16 protein-coding genes are annotated in these 16,883 nt (G+C 56.6%); 10 read left to right on the top strand and 6 right to left on the bottom strand.

All coding sequences use genetic code 11. From position 1 onward, the window contains the following. Window positions 1–24: 24 nt before the first annotated feature. A complete protein-coding gene (locus JS46_RS03700; protein WP_033748215.1) occupies window positions 25–978 on the bottom strand; it encodes a glycosyltransferase family 32 protein in 954 nt (317 codons plus the stop codon). Window positions 979–997: 19 nt separating this feature from the next. After that, window positions 998–1,951, bottom strand: coding sequence for a glycosyltransferase family 32 protein (locus JS46_RS03695; protein WP_081876035.1), 954 nt, complete (start codon window positions 1,949–1,951; stop codon window positions 998–1,000). A gap of 286 nt (window positions 1,952–2,237) precedes the next feature. On the opposite strand from JS46_RS03695, the gene JS46_RS03690 reads away from it, so the two are divergent. From JS46_RS03690 to JS46_RS03655, 8 genes are all read left to right on the top strand, one after another. Beyond that, entirely contained in the window at window positions 2,238–3,134 is an 897-nt protein-coding gene (locus JS46_RS03690) for an alpha/beta hydrolase (protein ID WP_051905557.1), read from the top strand. Between the two features lie 43 nt (window positions 3,135–3,177). Beyond that, complete coding sequence (locus tag JS46_RS03685; RefSeq protein WP_033748207.1) at window positions 3,178–3,876, top strand: DJ-1/PfpI family protein; 699 nt, start codon at window positions 3,178–3,180, stop codon at window positions 3,874–3,876. Window positions 3,877–4,325: 449 nt separating this feature from the next. Continuing rightward, window positions 4,326–7,037, top strand: coding sequence for a cation-transporting P-type ATPase (locus tag JS46_RS03680; RefSeq protein WP_033748205.1), 2,712 nt, complete (start codon window positions 4,326–4,328; stop codon window positions 7,035–7,037). Window positions 7,038–7,346: 309 nt separating this feature from the next. Continuing rightward, on the top strand, window positions 7,347–8,546 hold the full coding sequence (locus tag JS46_RS03675) for a M20 family metallopeptidase (RefSeq protein ID WP_033748203.1): 1,200 nt from the start codon (window positions 7,347–7,349) through the stop codon (window positions 8,544–8,546). 10 nt (window positions 8,547–8,556) lie between these two features. Beyond that, on the top strand, window positions 8,557–9,405 hold the full coding sequence (locus tag JS46_RS03670; protein WP_187143692.1) for a transporter substrate-binding domain-containing protein: 849 nt from the start codon (window positions 8,557–8,559) through the stop codon (window positions 9,403–9,405). A gap of 6 nt (window positions 9,406–9,411) precedes the next feature. Next, window positions 9,412–10,137, top strand: a complete 726-nt coding sequence (locus tag JS46_RS03665) for an ABC transporter permease (RefSeq protein WP_033748202.1) — start codon at window positions 9,412–9,414, stop codon at window positions 10,135–10,137. Window positions 10,138–10,146: 9 nt separating this feature from the next. Beyond that, window positions 10,147–10,833, top strand: coding sequence for an ABC transporter permease (locus JS46_RS03660; RefSeq protein ID WP_033748200.1), 687 nt, complete (start codon window positions 10,147–10,149; stop codon window positions 10,831–10,833). Continuing rightward, window positions 10,830–11,609, top strand: coding sequence for an ABC transporter ATP-binding protein (locus JS46_RS03655; RefSeq protein ID WP_033748199.1), 780 nt, complete (start codon window positions 10,830–10,832; stop codon window positions 11,607–11,609). The genes JS46_RS03660 and JS46_RS03655 overlap by 4 nt, the downstream gene beginning before the upstream one ends. Window positions 11,610–11,621: 12 nt before the next feature. Here JS46_RS03655 and JS46_RS03650 read toward each other — a convergent pair whose 3' ends face one another. The 4 genes from JS46_RS03650 to JS46_RS03635 all read right to left on the bottom strand — a co-directional run bounded on the left by JS46_RS03650 (window position 11,622) and on the right by JS46_RS03635 (window position 14,826). After that, complete coding sequence (locus tag JS46_RS03650; RefSeq protein WP_033748197.1) at window positions 11,622–12,035, bottom strand: ASCH domain-containing protein; 414 nt, start codon at window positions 12,033–12,035, stop codon at window positions 11,622–11,624. After that, window positions 12,035–12,832, bottom strand: a complete 798-nt coding sequence (locus JS46_RS03645; RefSeq protein WP_033749047.1) for a molybdenum ABC transporter permease — start codon at window positions 12,830–12,832, stop codon at window positions 12,035–12,037. Before JS46_RS03645 ends, JS46_RS03650 begins: the two co-directional genes overlap by 1 nt. Further along, complete coding sequence (locus tag JS46_RS03640; protein WP_033748194.1) at window positions 12,832–13,749, bottom strand: extracellular solute-binding protein; 918 nt, start codon at window positions 13,747–13,749, stop codon at window positions 12,832–12,834. Before JS46_RS03640 ends, JS46_RS03645 begins: the two co-directional genes overlap by 1 nt. Before the next feature lie 144 nt (window positions 13,750–13,893). Then, window positions 13,894–14,826, bottom strand: coding sequence for a diguanylate cyclase (locus tag JS46_RS03635; protein ID WP_072010386.1), 933 nt, complete (start codon window positions 14,824–14,826; stop codon window positions 13,894–13,896). 569 nt (window positions 14,827–15,395) lie between these two features. Here JS46_RS03635 and JS46_RS03630 point away from each other — a divergent pair. Then, entirely contained in the window at window positions 15,396–15,920 is a 525-nt protein-coding gene (locus JS46_RS03630; protein ID WP_033748190.1) for a phenolic acid decarboxylase, read from the top strand. A gap of 548 nt (window positions 15,921–16,468) precedes the next feature. Beyond that, window positions 16,469–16,876 (top strand): DUF2382 domain-containing protein, encoded by a 408-nt coding sequence (locus JS46_RS24520; protein WP_033748188.1) that lies wholly within the window; start codon window positions 16,469–16,471, stop codon window positions 16,874–16,876. Window positions 16,877–16,883: the final 7 nt, after the last annotated feature.

Raw genomic sequence — 16,883 nt, 5'->3', positions numbered from 1 at the left:
TTTCTCCCTGAACAACGCGCGGCGTTATGGCGCGCGCTGCGGCGTCAGCAGCTTGCCCATTACGCTGTCGCGCTCAAGAATATTCAGCCTGCGCGCCAGCGGCAGAAAGCGGCGATCGTCGTTGGTGAGTTTAATCAGTTTGGGATGCGTCGCCGGCTCGCGCGCGCAGAGCAAAAACAGCGACATCTTCAGGCTGTCCCACTGGAACACATCCTGATAGAAGAAGGCGGAGCTTTCGCACTTTTTCAGATAGCAGCTAAAGCCGGGCTGCTCTCGCATCACGATCTGGCAGAGAAAATTGATAATGATATAGCTGCCGCGGTTGATGCCCTGACGGATCTCGGCAAAATCGCTGCGTCGGGTAATCTGCGCGTAGTAGTCGTCGATGCCGATCTGCGTCAGCGGCATAATCAGCTCCAGCCAGCGAGCGATAAACGCGTTGCCCGGCGGCGAGGCGAGGAACCAGGCTTCTACCACAGGAAAGGCTTTGTCCACCGTGGTGCCGTCGCTGTAGTAGCCGACGATATCGTAGCCGCTGCGCTGGTGCACCCAGGAGAAGTCCTGATAGACCAGCGTTGAGCTGTCGACCCAGATACCGCCGTAGCTTTTCAACAGGGCGAGGCGGATCACGTCGCCTTTATGGGACATGCCGATCTGCGCGTAGTCAAAGCGCAGCCACGGCAGAAATTCCCTGACCGACTCGCGATTGAGCAGATGAATCTGATGGTCCGGGTTCATCTGCTTCATTTTGACGTAAAACGCCTGAATAAAGTCGGGCGGCGTCAGGTCGTCCCAGTACATCCAGATCACTTTTGGAATGGCGGGCGCCGCCGCTGAGGCTCGCCGACCGATATCTTTTACGTCGTTTTCGTGCGCCTCTGAATAGGCCAGATCGGGAAAGCGAAAAAGGCGCAGCTTATATAAAACATAAAGCAGGAGAAATTTTGCCGTTCTGAGATGTCGTTTCAGCTGTTCCATTTTTTTATCCGCTTATTGATTAAGGATGCTGTTGTTCCAGCATTAATTTCCCGAGGATACTTTCTGCGTCAAGAATGCGCAGCTTACGGGCCAGCGGTAAAAACTGGCGGTCGCTGTTGGTCAGCTTAATCAATTTCGGATGGGTGGTTGGCTGGCGCGTACAGAGTAAAAACAGCGACATCTTCAGACAATTCCACTTAAAGACGTTCTGATAATAAAAGGCTGAGGTTTCGCATTTTTTAAGATAAAGGTTAACGCTATCCGCTTCGCGCATGGCAATCTGGCAGAGGTAGTTCGTGGTTAAATAGCTGCCGCGCGGAATGCCCTGTTTAATGCGTTCGAAATCGGGACGATCTTTGATGCGATTGTAGTAGTCATCGACGCTGATCTTGGTCAGCGGCATGATCAACTCCAGCCAGCGGCTGACGAAAGGGTTTTCAGGCGGCGCGCACATAAACCAGGTTTCGATCACCGGAAAACGCGCGTCCTGAGTGTTGGCGTCGCTGTAGTAGCCCACCATGTCATAGCCCCTGCGTTCATGCACCCAGCTGAAATCCTGATAAACCAGCGTCGAGCAGTCGACCCAGATCCCGCCGTAGCGCTTGAGCAGGGCGAGGCGAATGACGTCGCTTTTATGCGCCAGTCCAATCCCCTGAAAATCGAAATGCAGCGTTGGAAGATATTTTCTCAGGCTGTTGCGGTCGAGCAGAATAATTTCATGCGCCTGATTAATCGTCTTCATTTTTTGATGGAAGGCCATGATATGGTCAGGCGGGTTAGGACTGTCCCAGTACATCCAGATCACTTTTGGGATAGCGCTTTTTTCGCTGTCGTGTCTGGTGAGAATATCTAATGCCTCATTTTCATGGCTATCAGAATAGGCGAGGTCGCTGAATTTGAATAATCTCAGTCGAAACAGGGCGTACAAACATAAAAAGCGTACAACCCTTATCTGGTATTTAAGGCGATCCATTTAACAACCTCTGATTAATGGCTTTGCTGGTGTCGGTTGAAAGGAGTATCGGCCCGTTTGTGGTAACAAACGTCCGGCATCAAAATAAAAAAAGTCTGGTCGAATGCTGAAATTTAACGATCTGTGATGTCGATTCGCAATCCCTGTCTCGCTAAATCAGAGTTTAGCTAGCGGCTCTGATAAGCAGGCATAAACCAATATAATCTGTTTTATTGAGAAAGCTTCTCATTATCACGTATGATTTGTTAGGATGGCGAATCTTTTCGTCAGGTCAGGAAGGCTTTATATGCAATACCCGCTGAAGATTTTCTCCACGGCGCTGCTGGCGCTCAGCGTTGGTTTAACGCTCGCGACGCAGGCGAACGGCAGACCGCACATGGCGCCGCTGGGCGACAACGTTGCCGATCGCGGCTCGGCGTTTTATCGCTTTACCAGCCAGACCTTCACCTCTGCCGACGGCCTGCGCCGCTATAAAGTCTGGCTTGGCGTGCCGAAACAGGCGGCGCCGACAGCGGGCTTTCCCGTGCTCTACCTGCTGGATGGCAACGCGGCGATGGCGCGTCTCAGCGAAGATCGCCTGAAGCAGATGGCGGGACACCAGCCGCCGGCGCTGGTGGCGGTGGGGTATGACACCCGATTGCCGTTCGACGTCGAGGCGCGCGCGCTCGACTATACCCCGCCTGGCGGGCAGCGAGGCGATGTGCGGCATGAACGCTATCCAGGGGGCGGAAGTCACGCCTTTCGCGCGCTGCTGCTTGAGCAGATTATGCCCTGGGCGGAGAAACAGGCGAAAAGCGATCCGCAGCGGCGAGCGCTGTGGGGCCACTCCTACGGCGGACTCTTCGTGCTGGATACCCTCTATAGCGACGCCGCTTTCACGCACTATTTCAGCGCGGCACCGTCGCTTGGCTGGCGCCATCAGCGCATCGTCGAGCTGGCGCAGCAGGCCGCGCCGCAGGCGCTGAGCGGTAAAACCCTCTACCTGATCGAAGGGGACGGGCGCAGCGATCGTCATGAAGAGAAGCGCGCAGCGCAGCTTAACGACGCCGATCGTGCGCTGATCGCTACGCTGCGCGATAAAGGCGTCAGGCTGCATGAAATACGTTATCCTGGTCAGACGCACGGCGAACTGCTGCCCTCTTCGCTCGAGGCAACGCTGAACATCGTCTCCGGCGCGGAGTAACGCACGCATCGCCCTTCTCCACAGCCCATAAAGGATCGCCGCCATGAAAACGCCTCTGCATATCGGCATACTGCTTTTCCCGGATGTCACCCAGCTTGATCTCACTGGCCCTTTCGAGGTGTTCGCCCGCACGCCGGATGTGGTGTGTCATCTGATCTGGAAAGAGAAACAGCCGGTGCGCTCGGATCGCGGTTTAACGCTGCTGCCAGACTGCGATTTTAGCGACTGCCCGCCGCTGGACGTCATTTGCGTGCCGGGCGGGCCGGGCCAGATTGCGCTGATGTCGGACAGTGAAACGCTCTGCTTTTTGCGCCATCAGGCAGAGCAGGCGCAGTTTATTACTTCCGTTTGCACCGGATCGCTGGTGCTGGGCGCCGCCGGATTGCTGCGCGGCTATCGCGCTACCTCGCACTGGAGCTCGCGCGATCAGCTGGCGCTGTTGGGGGCGGAGCCGGTGGACGCGCGCGTGGTGCGCGACCGCAACCGGCTAACCGGCGCGGGCGTCACCTCAGGGATCGATTTTGCTCTGACGCTGGTCGCGGAATTACGGGGCCAGGATGTCGCTCAGGCGATTCAGCTGCAGATGGAGTACGATCCCGAACCGCCGTTTAATGCCGGGTCGCCGCATTCCGCCTTGCCTGAGCAGGTGGAGACCGCCCGCGCGCAGATGGCGGATTTTATCGCGGTCAGACGCCGCGCAACGGAGCTGGCGGCGCGGAAACTTGCGCAGAATAAAGCGTAAACAGAGCCGTTTTTTATATTGCTGTTTAGCTGCCGTTTAATTTGCAGCAGAGATTTATTTTTGCCATGTCTAAATGCCCAAGAGGAATGTGGGCATTTTTATTGGATGAGAAGCGGACCAATGAAATAAGCAGTTCTCGCTATAAAGGCTAACGCTTACAAGAAATTATCAACCACGAAATATGTCAGCCATCCTACAGCGCTGGTCGCAGCAACTGCAAAAACAACAAATATTAATACTTTGATTTTTAAGTTATTTTCCACGATGTTTGCTCGCTGTATTCATGCTGAAACCGATGTGATGGAAGAATTATTCCGGCAACAGTTTTACTGAATTAAAACAACAAAAATATGACCTGAATCAGTATCAGCTTATTTAAGCTGTCGCACTATGCTGGCCCATTTAATTTAACTGCGATCCAGTCGCCGGTTGCCTGCACGGAGTAAGAAATGAATAACGACCGCAAGACATTGCAAAATGCCGCTTTAAAAGCGCGGCCGTGGTATCAGCATCGAAGCGAAGCCGTTTTCGCCGAGCTTGATAGCTCTCCGCAAGGGCTATCTGTCGACGAAGCGCAGGCGCGGCTGGCGAAAAACGGCCCCAACACGCTGCCGCAAAAGAAGCCTCAGCCGGCCTGGCTGAAGTTTCTGGCCCACTTCAACGATATGCTGATCTATATCCTGCTGGCGGCGGCGGTGATTACGGCAATCATGGGCCACTGGGTCGATACCTTTGTCATTCTCGGCGTGGCGGTAATTAACGCGTTCATCGGCTTTATTCAGGAGAGCAACGCCGAGAAGTCGTTGAAGGGCATTCAAAATATGCTCTCGAACGAAGCGGTGGTGGTGCGCGGCGGCGAGATTATGACGGTGCCGGGCGAAACCCTCGTGCCTGGCGACGTGGTGATGCTGCGGCCCGGCGATCGTATTCCGGCGGATTTGCGGCTGTTCGAAGTGCACAACCTGCGCGTGGAAGAAGCTATCCTGACTGGCGAATCGACCGTCGTGTCGAAAAGCAGCGAGGCGCTCGAAGGTGACAAATCGCTGGGCGACCGGCTCAATCTTGCTTTCTCCGGCACCACCGTCAGTTCCGGCACCGCCTTGGGCGTGGCGATTGCCACCGGCCGCAACACCGAGCTGGGTCATATCAACGATATGATGGGCAACATCGAAACCGCCAAAACGCCGCTGCTGCTGCAAATCGATAAGCTCGGCAAAGCGATTTTCGCGGCGATCCTGCTGATGATGGCCGGACTCTTTGTCTTTGGTTATCTGCTGCGCGACATTCCGCTGGCCTCGCTGGCGCTGTCGGTGATCAGTCTGGCAGTGGCGGCGGTGCCTGAAGGCCTGCCGGCAATTATCTCGATTATTCTTTCGCTCGGCGTGCAGTCGATGGCGCGCAAAAACGCGATTATCCGCAAGCTGCCGACGGTCGAAACCCTGGGCGCCATGTCGGTGATCTGCTCTGACAAAACCGGCACCCTCACCATGAACGAGATGACGGTAAAAGCGGTGGTGCTGGCGGAAAGCCGCTGGCGCGTCAGCGGCGACAGCTACGAGCCGGTGGGCGAGATTGTCCCGGAGACGCCGGATAGCAGGCTTATCGCGGCGCAGGATCCGGTCATGTCGCGCTTTCTCGCCGCCATCGATATCTGCAACGAAAGCCAGATCCAGCAGGATGCGGCAGGGCGCTGGCGCATCGTTGGCGGGCCGACCGAGGGGGCGCTGAAAGTGCTGGCGGCGAAAGGGGGCGTAAAAGTGGGTCAGCAGCAGCTGGTCAGCAAGCTGCCGTTCGACTCGCTCTATAAATATATGGCCGTCAGCGGCGAAGCGGACGGCGAGGCCTGGGTGTTGATGACCGGCGCGCCGGACGTGCTGCTGTCGCTCTGCACGCATCAGCAGAGCGCCGACGGCGCACAGCCACTGGATCGCGCCTACTGGGAGGCGGCGATTACCCGCTACGCCAGCGAAGGGTTGCGCACCGTCGCGGCGGCGTGGAAACGCGTGCCGAAGGCGATCGACTCGCTGGATCATGCGGATCTGCGCGAGAATATGGTGCTGCTGGGGCTCGCCTGCATGATGGATCCGCCGCGTCCGGAAGCGGTCGCGGCTATCGACGACTGCCAGCAGGCCGGCATCCGCGTCAAGATGATCACCGGCGATCATCAGGAGACGGCAATGGCGATCGGCAAAATGCTGGGCATCAGCAACAGCGATAAAGCCTTGACGGGGCGCGATCTGGAGCATATGAGCGACAGCGAGCTTGCCGAAGCGGCGCGTCAGTACGATATCTTCGCGCGCACCAGCCCCGAGCATAAGCTGCGTCTGGTGAAAGCGCTGGCCGCCAGCGGCGAAGTGGTTGGCATGACCGGCGACGGCGTCAACGACGCGCCTGCGCTGAAGCAGGCGAGCGTCGGCATCGCCATGGGCATCAAAGGCACGGAGGTGACCAAAGAGGCCGCCGATATGATCCTCGCCGACGACAACTTCGCGACCATCGCCGCCGTAGTGAAAGAGGGGCGTCGGGTCTACGATAACCTGATTAAAACTATTCTGTTTATTATGCCGACCTGCCTGGCGCAGGGCCTGCTGATTATTATCGCCATCCTGATGGGCAACCTGCTGCCGCTGACGCCGGTTCAGATCCTTTGGATGAATATGGCGACGTCCGCCACGCTCTCATTCGGCCTGGCGTTTGAAGCGGCCGAGGCGAATGTGATGCGCCGTCCGCCGCGCGACGTCAGCGCCTCGGTAATGGACGGTTACGCCGTCTGGCGTATGCTCTTCGTCGGCCTGCTGATCTCCGTTAGCGCCTTCGTTCTCGAAGCCTGGCTGCAGACGCGCGGCTATGAGCCGGAATTCATCCGCACCGTGCTGCTGCAGACGCTGGTCACCGCGCAGTGGGTCTATATGCTGAACTGCCGCAGCACCAACAGCTTCTCACTCGACAGCGGCATGCTGAAAAATCGCGGCATCTGGCTGGTGAGCGGCGTGCTGGTAGTGCTGCAGGCGCTGATTATCTATCTGCCGCTGATGAATACCCTGTTCGGCACTCGTCCGCTGCCGTTTAAATACTGGGTCATCGCCTTTATCGTCGGCGCCGCGATCTTCATCATCGTCGAGCTGGAAAAACAGCTGACGCGCCGCTGGCGCCGCGCCTGATTACCACTGAAAACGCCCTGTTCGCAGGGCGTTTTTTTATCGGCGGCAGCACACTTTGTGCAATAACATAATTAGACGATGTGATGAACGATCGGGGATTATTAATAATCTTGCTGATTCGCTGCATTCTCAGGCGTCTTAAAAGTGATGTTTTCTAATTTATTGATTTTAATAATTTTTCCTCAATATCCCGCGCGTTGCTTTCTGCTTTCCTCTGTGAATAAATAAAGCCTGCAAACACAACAATATAGCCAGCGGCTCGAACCGCTGCGCCTGACGCCGTAAGTAAAGGCATTCTGCAGGGAAAATATGACTGACGAAAAAGCACGCCTGGCGAGGGAAATAAGCGCCAGAGTAGCCGATCTTGAGCCGCAACTGATCGCCATCCGACGCGATATCCATGCGCATCCGGAGCTCGGCTTCGATACGGTGCGCACTGCGGAGATCGTCGCTAACTGGCTGCGCGCCCATGGCCTCACTCCCCAAACAGGCGTCGGCCGCACCGGCGTGCTGGTAGACATTGTCGGCGCGCAGCCGGGTAAAACGCTGCTGCTGCGTGCGGATATGGACGCGCTGCCCATCCAGGAGCAGACCGGTCTCTCCTTCAGCAGCACGCTGCCCGGCAAAATGCACGCCTGCGGACACGATCTCCATACCGCTACGCTGCTTGGCGTCGCGGCGATCCTGCCCAACTACCGTCAACAGCTGAAAGGCCGAGTGCGGCTTATCTTCCAGCCTGCGGAAGAAACGCCGGAAAGCGGCGCGGAAGCGATGATCGCCGATGGCGCCGCTGAGGGCGTAGACTGGGCCGTCACGCTGCACAACAAGCCGGAGCTGGCGGCCGGCGACGTGGCGCTGACGCGAGGCGGCAGCACCGCCTCGAGCGACGAGTTCGACGTGCGAGTGCATGGCGTTTCGACGCACGCCGCGCGGCCCCATATGGGCGTCGATCCCATCGTTGCCGCGGCTTCTCTGATCGGCCAGCTGCAAACGCTGATCTCGCGCGAGCGCGATCCGGCCCACTCCGCTGTGCTGACTATTGGCCATATCCAGGGCGGCACCACGCACAATATCATTCCCGACAGCTGCCTGCTTCAGGGCACTATTCGCACTAAATCGCCGCAGGTGCGCGCCGATATGGAAACCTCGTTCCGTCGCATATGCGCAGGCGTCGCGCTGGCGATGAACGTGCGCGTCGAGGTGGACTATCTGCGCGGCGTGCCGCCGCTAATGAATGACGACCGGTTGATTGACGCGCTGGAGGAGATTCTTTCGCATCAGTTCGGCAAACCCATTGTCGCGAAACCGAGCGACAGCTTCGGCGCGGAAGATTTTTCCCTGTTTACCGAGCGCGCGCCGGGCTGTCAGATCCATATCGGCTCCGGCACGCCGGGCCGCGACGACCATCTGCATAACTCCGATTATCAGCCGGATGAACGCAGCATCGCCGCAGGCGCGCAGGCGATGGTGCGACTGGCCGTCGATCTGCTTTCTGACAATAATAAATGAGGATATCACTATGATGATGCGCAAAGGGCTGTTCGCGGCCACCCTGGCTCTGGGCCTGGCAGCCGTACCGGCGCTCAGCCTGGCAAAAGATTTTGGCACCCTGAAATTCGCCACCGAAGGCAGCTATCCTCCGTTTAACCAGACCACGCCGAACGGCAAGATCGTCGGTTATGAACCCGATATCGTGGCAGAGCTGGCGAAGCGCGTCGGCTTCAAATATGAAATCAGTGCGCAAAAGTGGTCAGGCATGATCCCCGGTCTGATCGACGGCAAATATGATGCGGTTATCGACGCAGTGACGGTTACGCCGAAGCGCGCTGAAGCGATCGACTTTACCCAGCAATACACCGTCAGCGTTTCCAGCTTCGTGACGGCCAAAAGCTCGCCGCTGGCGACGCTGCCCGGCACCGGCACCGTGGTGACGGCCGATGACGCTGCCGGCATGCAGAAAGCGATCGATGAACTGAAAACCAGCTTCAAGGGCAAAACCATCGCGGTGCAGGTCGCCACCATTCAGACGGACTTCCTGCAAAAATATCTGGGCGACGTCGCCACGATTCGTACCTATCAGGCCGGCCCGGAAACCTTTGCCGATCTAATGAACGGCCGCGTAGATGCGGTGATGGCGTCGCGCACTAACCTTAACGCCTTTGTGAAAAAACATGCGAACGCCATCAGCAGCAGCGGCTATGGGTTTAGCGGCGGCGTGCTGGGAGCGGGATCGGCAATTGGCCTGCGCAAAGGCAACGCTGAGCTGAAGGCGGCGCTGGACGATGCGCTTGCCGCGATGATTAAAGACGGCACGCTGAGCAAACTTTCCATCAAATGGTTCGGCGAAGACGTCGCGCCGAAAGCCTGATAGCCGATGTTGACCCAAATCGACTGGCAGCTAATTGGCTTCGGCGACGAAGGCTGGGGCGGCGTGCTGCTGAGCGCCGCCACGGTCACGGTAACCGTTTCGCTCTGCGCGTGGCTGCTGGGCGCAGCGCTGGGCAGCCTGCTCTGCTGGATGCAGATTGCCGGTTCGCGCTGGCAGCGGCGTCTGGCGGCAGGCTATATCACAGTGTTTCGCGGCGTGCCGGAACTGCTGGTGATCTACCTGTTTTACTTCGGCGGTCGTCAGGTACTCTCTTCGGTTGGAACCGCGCTGGGCATGCAGGGGCCGTTCGATATCAACGGCTTTATCGCCGGCGCTATCGCCATCGGCCTGATCTCCGGCGCCTACCAGAGCGGCGTGTTTCGCGGCGCGTTCTACGCCATTCCGCGCGGCACGCTGGAGGCGGCGACGGTCACGGGCATGGGGCGGCTGATGCTGTTCCGCCGCATGATTGTGCCCCAGGCGCTGCGCACCGCGCTGCCGGGAATGGGCAATCAGTGGCAGTCGGTGATCAAGGAGTCGACGCTGGTCTCGGTGACCGGACTGGTGGAAACCATGAACCAGATCACCACGGCCGCCAACTCCACGCAGATGTCGTTTTTCTTCTACAGCGTCGGCGCCGTGATCTATCTGATTATCACCACCTGTTCCGACTGGGTCTTCCGCGCGGTAGAGAAGTTCGCTATGCGCGGCCAGCAGCGCGCTAACGTTTAAGGAAAGCCGATGGATCTCCCTTTTTTGCAGGAAACCCTGCTGGCACTGCTCAAAGGCCTGCCGCTGACCATTAATCTGGCGGTGTTGTCGCTGCTGGGCGGCGGCCTGCTGGCGCTGGGGCTGAACCTGCTGCGTCAGACGCGCGTCGGTGGCTATTTCGCCCGTTTTTACGTCTGGCTGTTTCGCGGCACGCCGCTGCTGATTCAAATTTTTATGATCTACTACGGCCTGGGCAGTTTGCCGGCGGTGCGCGAAAGCATGTTCTGGCCGCTGCTGCGCGATCCTTACTGGTGCGGGCTATTGGCGCTGATCCTCAACGACGCGGCCTATACTTCGGAGATTTTGCGCGGCGGCCTCAACGCGGTGAGCCGTCAGTCGCTGGAGGCGGCCAGGGTCTGCGGCATGCCGTCGCATAAGATCTTCACCCGCATTACGCTGCCTATCGCCATCCGTCAGGCGCTGCCCGCCTACAGCAATGAAATTATCTCTATGCTCAAGTCTACTTCGCTGGTGAGTACCATCAGCCTGATGGAGATGACCGGCATCGCCGACTCTATCGTCTCCTCTACCTTCCGCGCGCTGGAAGTTTTCCTCAGCGCGGCGGCGATCTATCTGCTGCTCAGCATACTGGTGAGCAAAGGCGTCTCTCTGCTGGAGCGGCGCCTCTCCCCCTACTATTTCGGAGCGCGTTCATGACCCAACCAACCATCATGCTGAGCCATCTCAGAAAAAGCTATGCGGGACATGAAGTGCTGCACGACATCAGCCTGACGGCGCAGGACGGCGATGTCATCTCGCTAATCGGCGCCAGCGGATCGGGAAAAAGTACGCTGCTGCGCTGTATTCCCTTTCTTGAAGTGCCGCAGGCGGGCGAGATCGCCGTGGGCGAGAACAGCGTGACGCTGGATAACGCCGATGAAAAGCTGAGTCGCGCGCAGCGCCAGCGCATTAAGCTGATGCGGATGCAGCTCGGCTTTGTGTTCCAGAGCTTTAATCTCTGGCCGCACAAGACGGTAATGCAGAACATCATCGAAGCGCCGGTGCACGTACAGAAGCGCAACGTCAAAGAGGCGACGGAAGAGGCGGAGGCGCTGCTGCATAAGGTGGGGCTTTACGCGAAGCGCGACGCCTGGCCGTCGCAGCTGTCAGGCGGCCAGCAGCAGCGCGTGGCGATTGCGCGCGCGCTGGCGCAGCAGCCGAAGGCGATTCTGTTCGATGAGCCGACCTCTGCACTCGATCCCGAACTGGTGGGCGAGGTGCTGCGCGTGATCCGCGGCCTGGCGGAAGAGGGGCGCACGATGATTATCGTGACGCACGAAATGGGCTTCGCGCGCGACGTGTCGAATAAGGCGGTGTTTCTGCATCAGGGAATGGTGGAAGAAGAGGGCGCGCCGGAGCAGCTGTTTCTTGACCCTGTTTCGCCGCGCTGCCGCGCGTTTGTGAACAGCCACTTCCAGCGTAATGCGAGCTAGCTGTAGGCTGAACTACACCACCTCAACCAGCTGGAAGGTCTCGAACACCAGCTCCATCTCGGGGTGAAAGGTGCCTTCGTTCTGGAAAAAGCGCTGATGCTCGCGGCGCCAGCTCTCCAGACTAAGATCGTCTTCGCCTTCCAGCATTGCCATCTCCGGCGTCACGCGGTCGAAGCGGGTCAAAAAGAGGCCGGTGGTGCGGATGACGCAGCGCGGCTGCCCCGCGCCGTCGAGGATAATGCTGTAGCCGCCAGGCTCAGGCTTTGATTCGTCATCCTGCCAGCCGTGCAGCGAGCCGCAGCTCGCCATCTTTTTACCGGCAATCACCAGCGTAACGAGACGATCGGCCAACTCGGCCGAGTCGCCGAACGCCCATGCGTGCGCCTCTGGGTACTTCTCGATCAACTGCTCCAGCGAAACGGACATCAGATCACTCCCGATCGGGTGCGCCGCGGCTCTTTTTCGCGTGCGTAACGACGCACAAAGGCAAAGCAGGCCAGCGGCAAAGGTAAGGTAAACAACAGCAGCAGCCACAGCAGCACATAAACCGCATCCACGCCGTCATTCTGCAAATTGTTGTAGAGCTTAACCGGAATGCCCTGCGGGAAATAGGCAAAAATCATCACGATGCCGAATTCGCCGATAGCGCGCACCCAGGCGAGCGCTACCGCCGTCGCGAGACCCGGCGCGGCGAGCGGCAGTGACAGACGGCGAAAACGCTGCCACGGCGACGCCCCCAGCGTGCGGCCCGCCTCCAGGATGGCGACGGGCACGGCGGCAAAGGCCGACCGCGCCGCCGTAATAAACCAGGGCAGCGCGCCGTACCACTGCGCCAGCACAAAGGCGGCCGGATTGTTAACCAGCTCAACGCCCATGCGCGCCAGCAGCGAGCCTGCCGGTCCGTAGGGTCCATAGGCGCTGACCAGCAGAATGCCCATCGCCAGCGGCGGCGTCAGCAGCGGGATCAACACCAGTATCTCCACCACCGTCCGCGCCTTGCCGCGCGCCTGCGACAGCCACCAGGCGACGGGCAGGCCGGTGGTAACGATCAGCAGCAGCGATATCATTCCCAGCCCGGTCGAGATCGCGATAGCGTTGCCGTCGCCCCAGGCAAGATGAAAATGGCGCCAGCGAGTCAGGGCGATCAGCGTCAGGAAAGGCACCGCCAGCAGCGCAAGCGCGGGCAGCGATAACCAGAGTGCCGAAGAGGGGCGACGCTTTATCACGGGTAGAGCGCGTCGCCTTTAGGCGCGGCGTAGCCATTCTGCTGGTAGAGCGCCTGACCCGCTTTGCTCAGCATAAAATCGACGAAGGCCTGTCCCGCTTTCGCACCGTGGGGCGCATTTTTCAGCACCGCCGCGTAGTAGACCAGCGGCTGGGTGTGCAGGGTTTTCTCCTCGCCTTTGCTGTCTTTGATCGTAAAGCTAACGGTGTCGTACCACTTTTTAGCCTGTGCCGGATTGCTCAGATTAATCTCGTCCGGCAGCGCGACATAGGGCAGATGCGCAGAGATGACTTCGCTTTCATAACCGGCCGCGGCGTCGACCTGGCCGCTCTCAAGCCGTGCCAGCAAACCGCCTTCAAGATGAGTCTGCGCCGGATTCTGCACACCGCCCATGATGCTGTCAGCTGCGCCAGGCTTGCCGTAATACTTCTCCGCCAGCAGCAGGGAGAAGACAATATTCTGCCCTTTAGGATCGTTAACCGGATCGGTACGGCCAAACTTCAGGCCGGGCGTCGCCAGCAGCTTAAGCCAGCTGGCATTGCCTGCCTTCGCGGCGGCGGCGAACTGCTGCGCATAGGGGCCTTTTAGGCTATAGGCGATCACCATGCTGGTGCTGGCGACCGGCACGGCGTTATCGATCAGGCCCGCCTCTTTCAGGATCTGCATCGGACCAGGCGTAATTGAGACAAAAACGTCAGCGGTGATTTTTTTGCTCGCCAGCAGTCGCGCCATGCCATAGGCGCCCTGACCCTGTCCCTGATAGCTGCCGTGGTTCGCTTTGGCGAATGCCGGGCCTAAACTCTCATCCATTACCTTGCCCATTGAACCAGCGTAGGTGACGCGAATATCGGTCGCCATGGCGGAAACGCTGCATAATAGGGCGCTTATCAACGCGATAAGCCTGAGCTTTTTCATCTGCACTCTCGTTATAAAGTAAAGTAGATAGCGATTATCGTGAGGTCGCGTCAGCCAGACAAGCGTCAGCCGTGCGGTAAGAGAGAAAAGGCGGCAGCGCGAGGCGGAAAGTCGCGCTGCGTTGAGGAAGGGTTTAGGTTTCGCTTACCAGCAGATCGCTTCGCCAGCGTGGCTCGGCGCCTGGTTTTCATGCGGACAAAAGATAATGCGATCGCGGCCCTGCTGTTTGCCCAGATACATTGCCCGGTCGGCCTTTTCGATCAGCGTCTGTAACGCCTCATCGCTGTCTGCATGCACGGCGCCACAGGTTACCGTGATCTGCAGCGTGCCGGTCGGCGTAATGAAATTATGCGCGCGAATCTGCGCCATAAGTCGCTCCAGCGTGGCGTTAAAGGCCGCATCGCTGTCGCAAACATGCAGCAGAATAAATTCTTCGCCACCAAAGCGGTAGGTTTTGTCCTGGCTGCGACTATTCATGGAGAGTAAGCTGCCAAGTTCTCTCAGCACCGCATCGCCGGTCGTATGGCCATATTTGTCGTTGACCTGTTTAAAGTGGTCAATATCAATCAGGGTCAGATAGAGCGAAGGCGCTTCATTACGACCAACAGCCTGCTGCAGTAAGGGGAAATCGCGATAAAGCAGTTTTCTGAGCGGCAGCCCCGTCAACGCATCGTGGTTATTCCGTAGCGCGATCAGCTCGGTTTTATAACGATCGATGGCGTCGAGGAAGGCCCGCTGGTCCGCGTAATAGTCCTGTAGCTGCGCGCGCGTTAAGGTGCCTTGCTGCATTGCCAACAGCAGTTCGCGCATAGAGGCGTGGATAGCCGCGTGGCGCTCTTCAATTTGTTTAACCGCTGGATCTTCAAAATTCTTCAGCCGCAAACGAATGGCCAGCCATTTACTGAACCGGCAGTGCAGATGTGATTCGGTGTCCATTACCTCTGGATCGGGGCTGTCATGGAACAGCGCCGTCGTGGTTAGTTGACTGGACCAGATATAATGTTGAGCGATTGCCTGATTAAGTTCGCCGATATCTCGCTCTAATTCAAAACCGTTAATTTTTCGCAGCGTTATCATTTTATTAGTTACGTTAGTAAAACATTAATGAAGGGTAGTAAGAGAGGTGTCGAAAGGCGTTGATTACGATCATATCCTGCGCGTTATGGTTTCTCAGTGCGGGGTAAAAAAGCGTTTATGCTTAATTTAGCAACGAATTTTTAATGTGATAAATATATACATGATGTAACGGCAGATTTCTGTCTGGCTATATTTGACGAAGATGGCTATGAGTTAAATCCATATTTTATAATTAGCACTGATGAAAAAAGCGTGATGATGCTTCCATCATTGTTCATATTTTAATCGCAGTGGAAAAAACAGTAAAATATAAAATGGCCGCTTTTTGCCTCTTGCATCCTGCGCCGCTGCGCCTCATTTTTTGCCTTTTCCCGACATAAACGTGAGGCTAAAAGCCCTGCGCCAGCTGCCTGAAGCCGCGGCGCATCTTAAATCGCTGCTGAAGTGGTGAATAATGGATCCTCATCAATAATAAGTGAACCGGCAAAATATTAACGGCCGGTCTCAAAAGAGAATGCGGCTCTGCGCAACAGGCCGGAGCCCTCCTTACTGATAACATGAGGTAAGCCATGACTATCGCTTCGCTTAACGAGTCATCACGCGATCTATCGCAGTTTGTCGGTACGCATTTTGTCTATACCTACGATAACGGCTGGAAGTATGAGTGGTACGCGCGTAATGAAACTACCTGCGACTACCGTATCCATCAGGGCCTGGTTGGTGGGCGCTGGGTGACTAATCAGAAGATGAATGCCGTGCAGTTTGCCCCTGGTATATTTAAGGTGGACTGGCATGAACCGACCGGCACCTGCGTCAGCCTGCTGTTTGACTTGAACCGCAAACTGCTGCATGGCACCATTTTTTTCCCACAGTGGATCGCCGGAGAAGGTCAGCATCCTGAAAAAACCATCTGCTATCAGAATGAGTTTATCGAAGATATGCATCGTTTCAGAGATGAAGGCCCAGCCTATCCCTATGTCATCATTCCCGAATTTGCCGAAGTTACCTATATGAAAAATGAAGGGCCCGATAACGACAGCGTTATTGACCGCGCGCCGGGACAGTTGCCTGAAAACTTCTTTGAAGGGAAATAACAACCTCGCTCTGCCGCGTGCGTCGCGGCAGAGCCTACCCCATCCTCCTTTACCATGTTGCCCTCGCGCCAAAAAACCACTTTTCAGCTGGCTTGAAACGAGTCGCGCTGGCGATTTAATCCCCGTAATAACGCTTTTGCATGCCTGGTGTCGTAATTATTCACTCGCTAACATATTTTTACATGTTTATGCGATTTTTTATTTAAAGGCAATATAAAAACAATGCATATCAGCGCGTTAATAATAATGTTCAGGTGACGTAGCTAAATTTAAAATTTTTGCTGGTAGGAATTATCCTGAATTAACAGCGCGCGCAATAAAACAACGAAATTACAATAAGTCCTTGCTCGCAAAGGATAAATTATTGTTTGGTTAATGTCTGATTTTTTAGCTGCGTTCTCGTCTTTGTTTTAATTTTCTTTTTTTTTACCGTTTGGCTTGCAACGGCTGGGTTTTGATTCAGACTTAAGTTTCATTAGTTGTAAATGCTTTTGATTTGATTATATCAGGGTGTTTATTTCAACCGGGCATTTCATTAAGGGTGAAATATGGCTTCTTCTTCAAACAACGACGAACATCCAAATGCAGAAGAGGAAATACTGCATCTGGCTGAAGAAAAGCTGAGCGTATCGCGAGAAGAAGTACTGGATGGATATGTCACTGTCAAACGCCAGACTTCCACGCATAACGAGCCAGTAAGTCTACTGTTGCGCCGGGAAAACGTCGAGGTGACGCATGTGCCGAAAAATGAGCGCATCGCGTCTATGCCGGATATCAGGGAAGAGGAAGGCGTCCTTATCGTTCCGGTTGTAGAAGAGGAAGTTGAAATCATTCGCAGGCTGGTTTTGAAAGAGGAGTTGCATATCCGGCGAACGCATGAAGAGGTTCCCTGGGAAGAGACCGTTTCACTACGTAAACAGCATGTCGAGATTAACCGGAAAAAAGACGACACCTAAGCCATCA

Origin of the sequence: Pantoea sp. NGS-ED-1003, assembly GCF_000738765.1 — a bacterium.
Classification (GTDB): domain Bacteria; phylum Pseudomonadota; class Gammaproteobacteria; order Enterobacterales; family Enterobacteriaceae; genus Pantoea; species Pantoea septica.
Note: the sequence above shows the minus strand (reverse complement) of the source record. Positions and strands in the feature narration are given on the sequence as shown.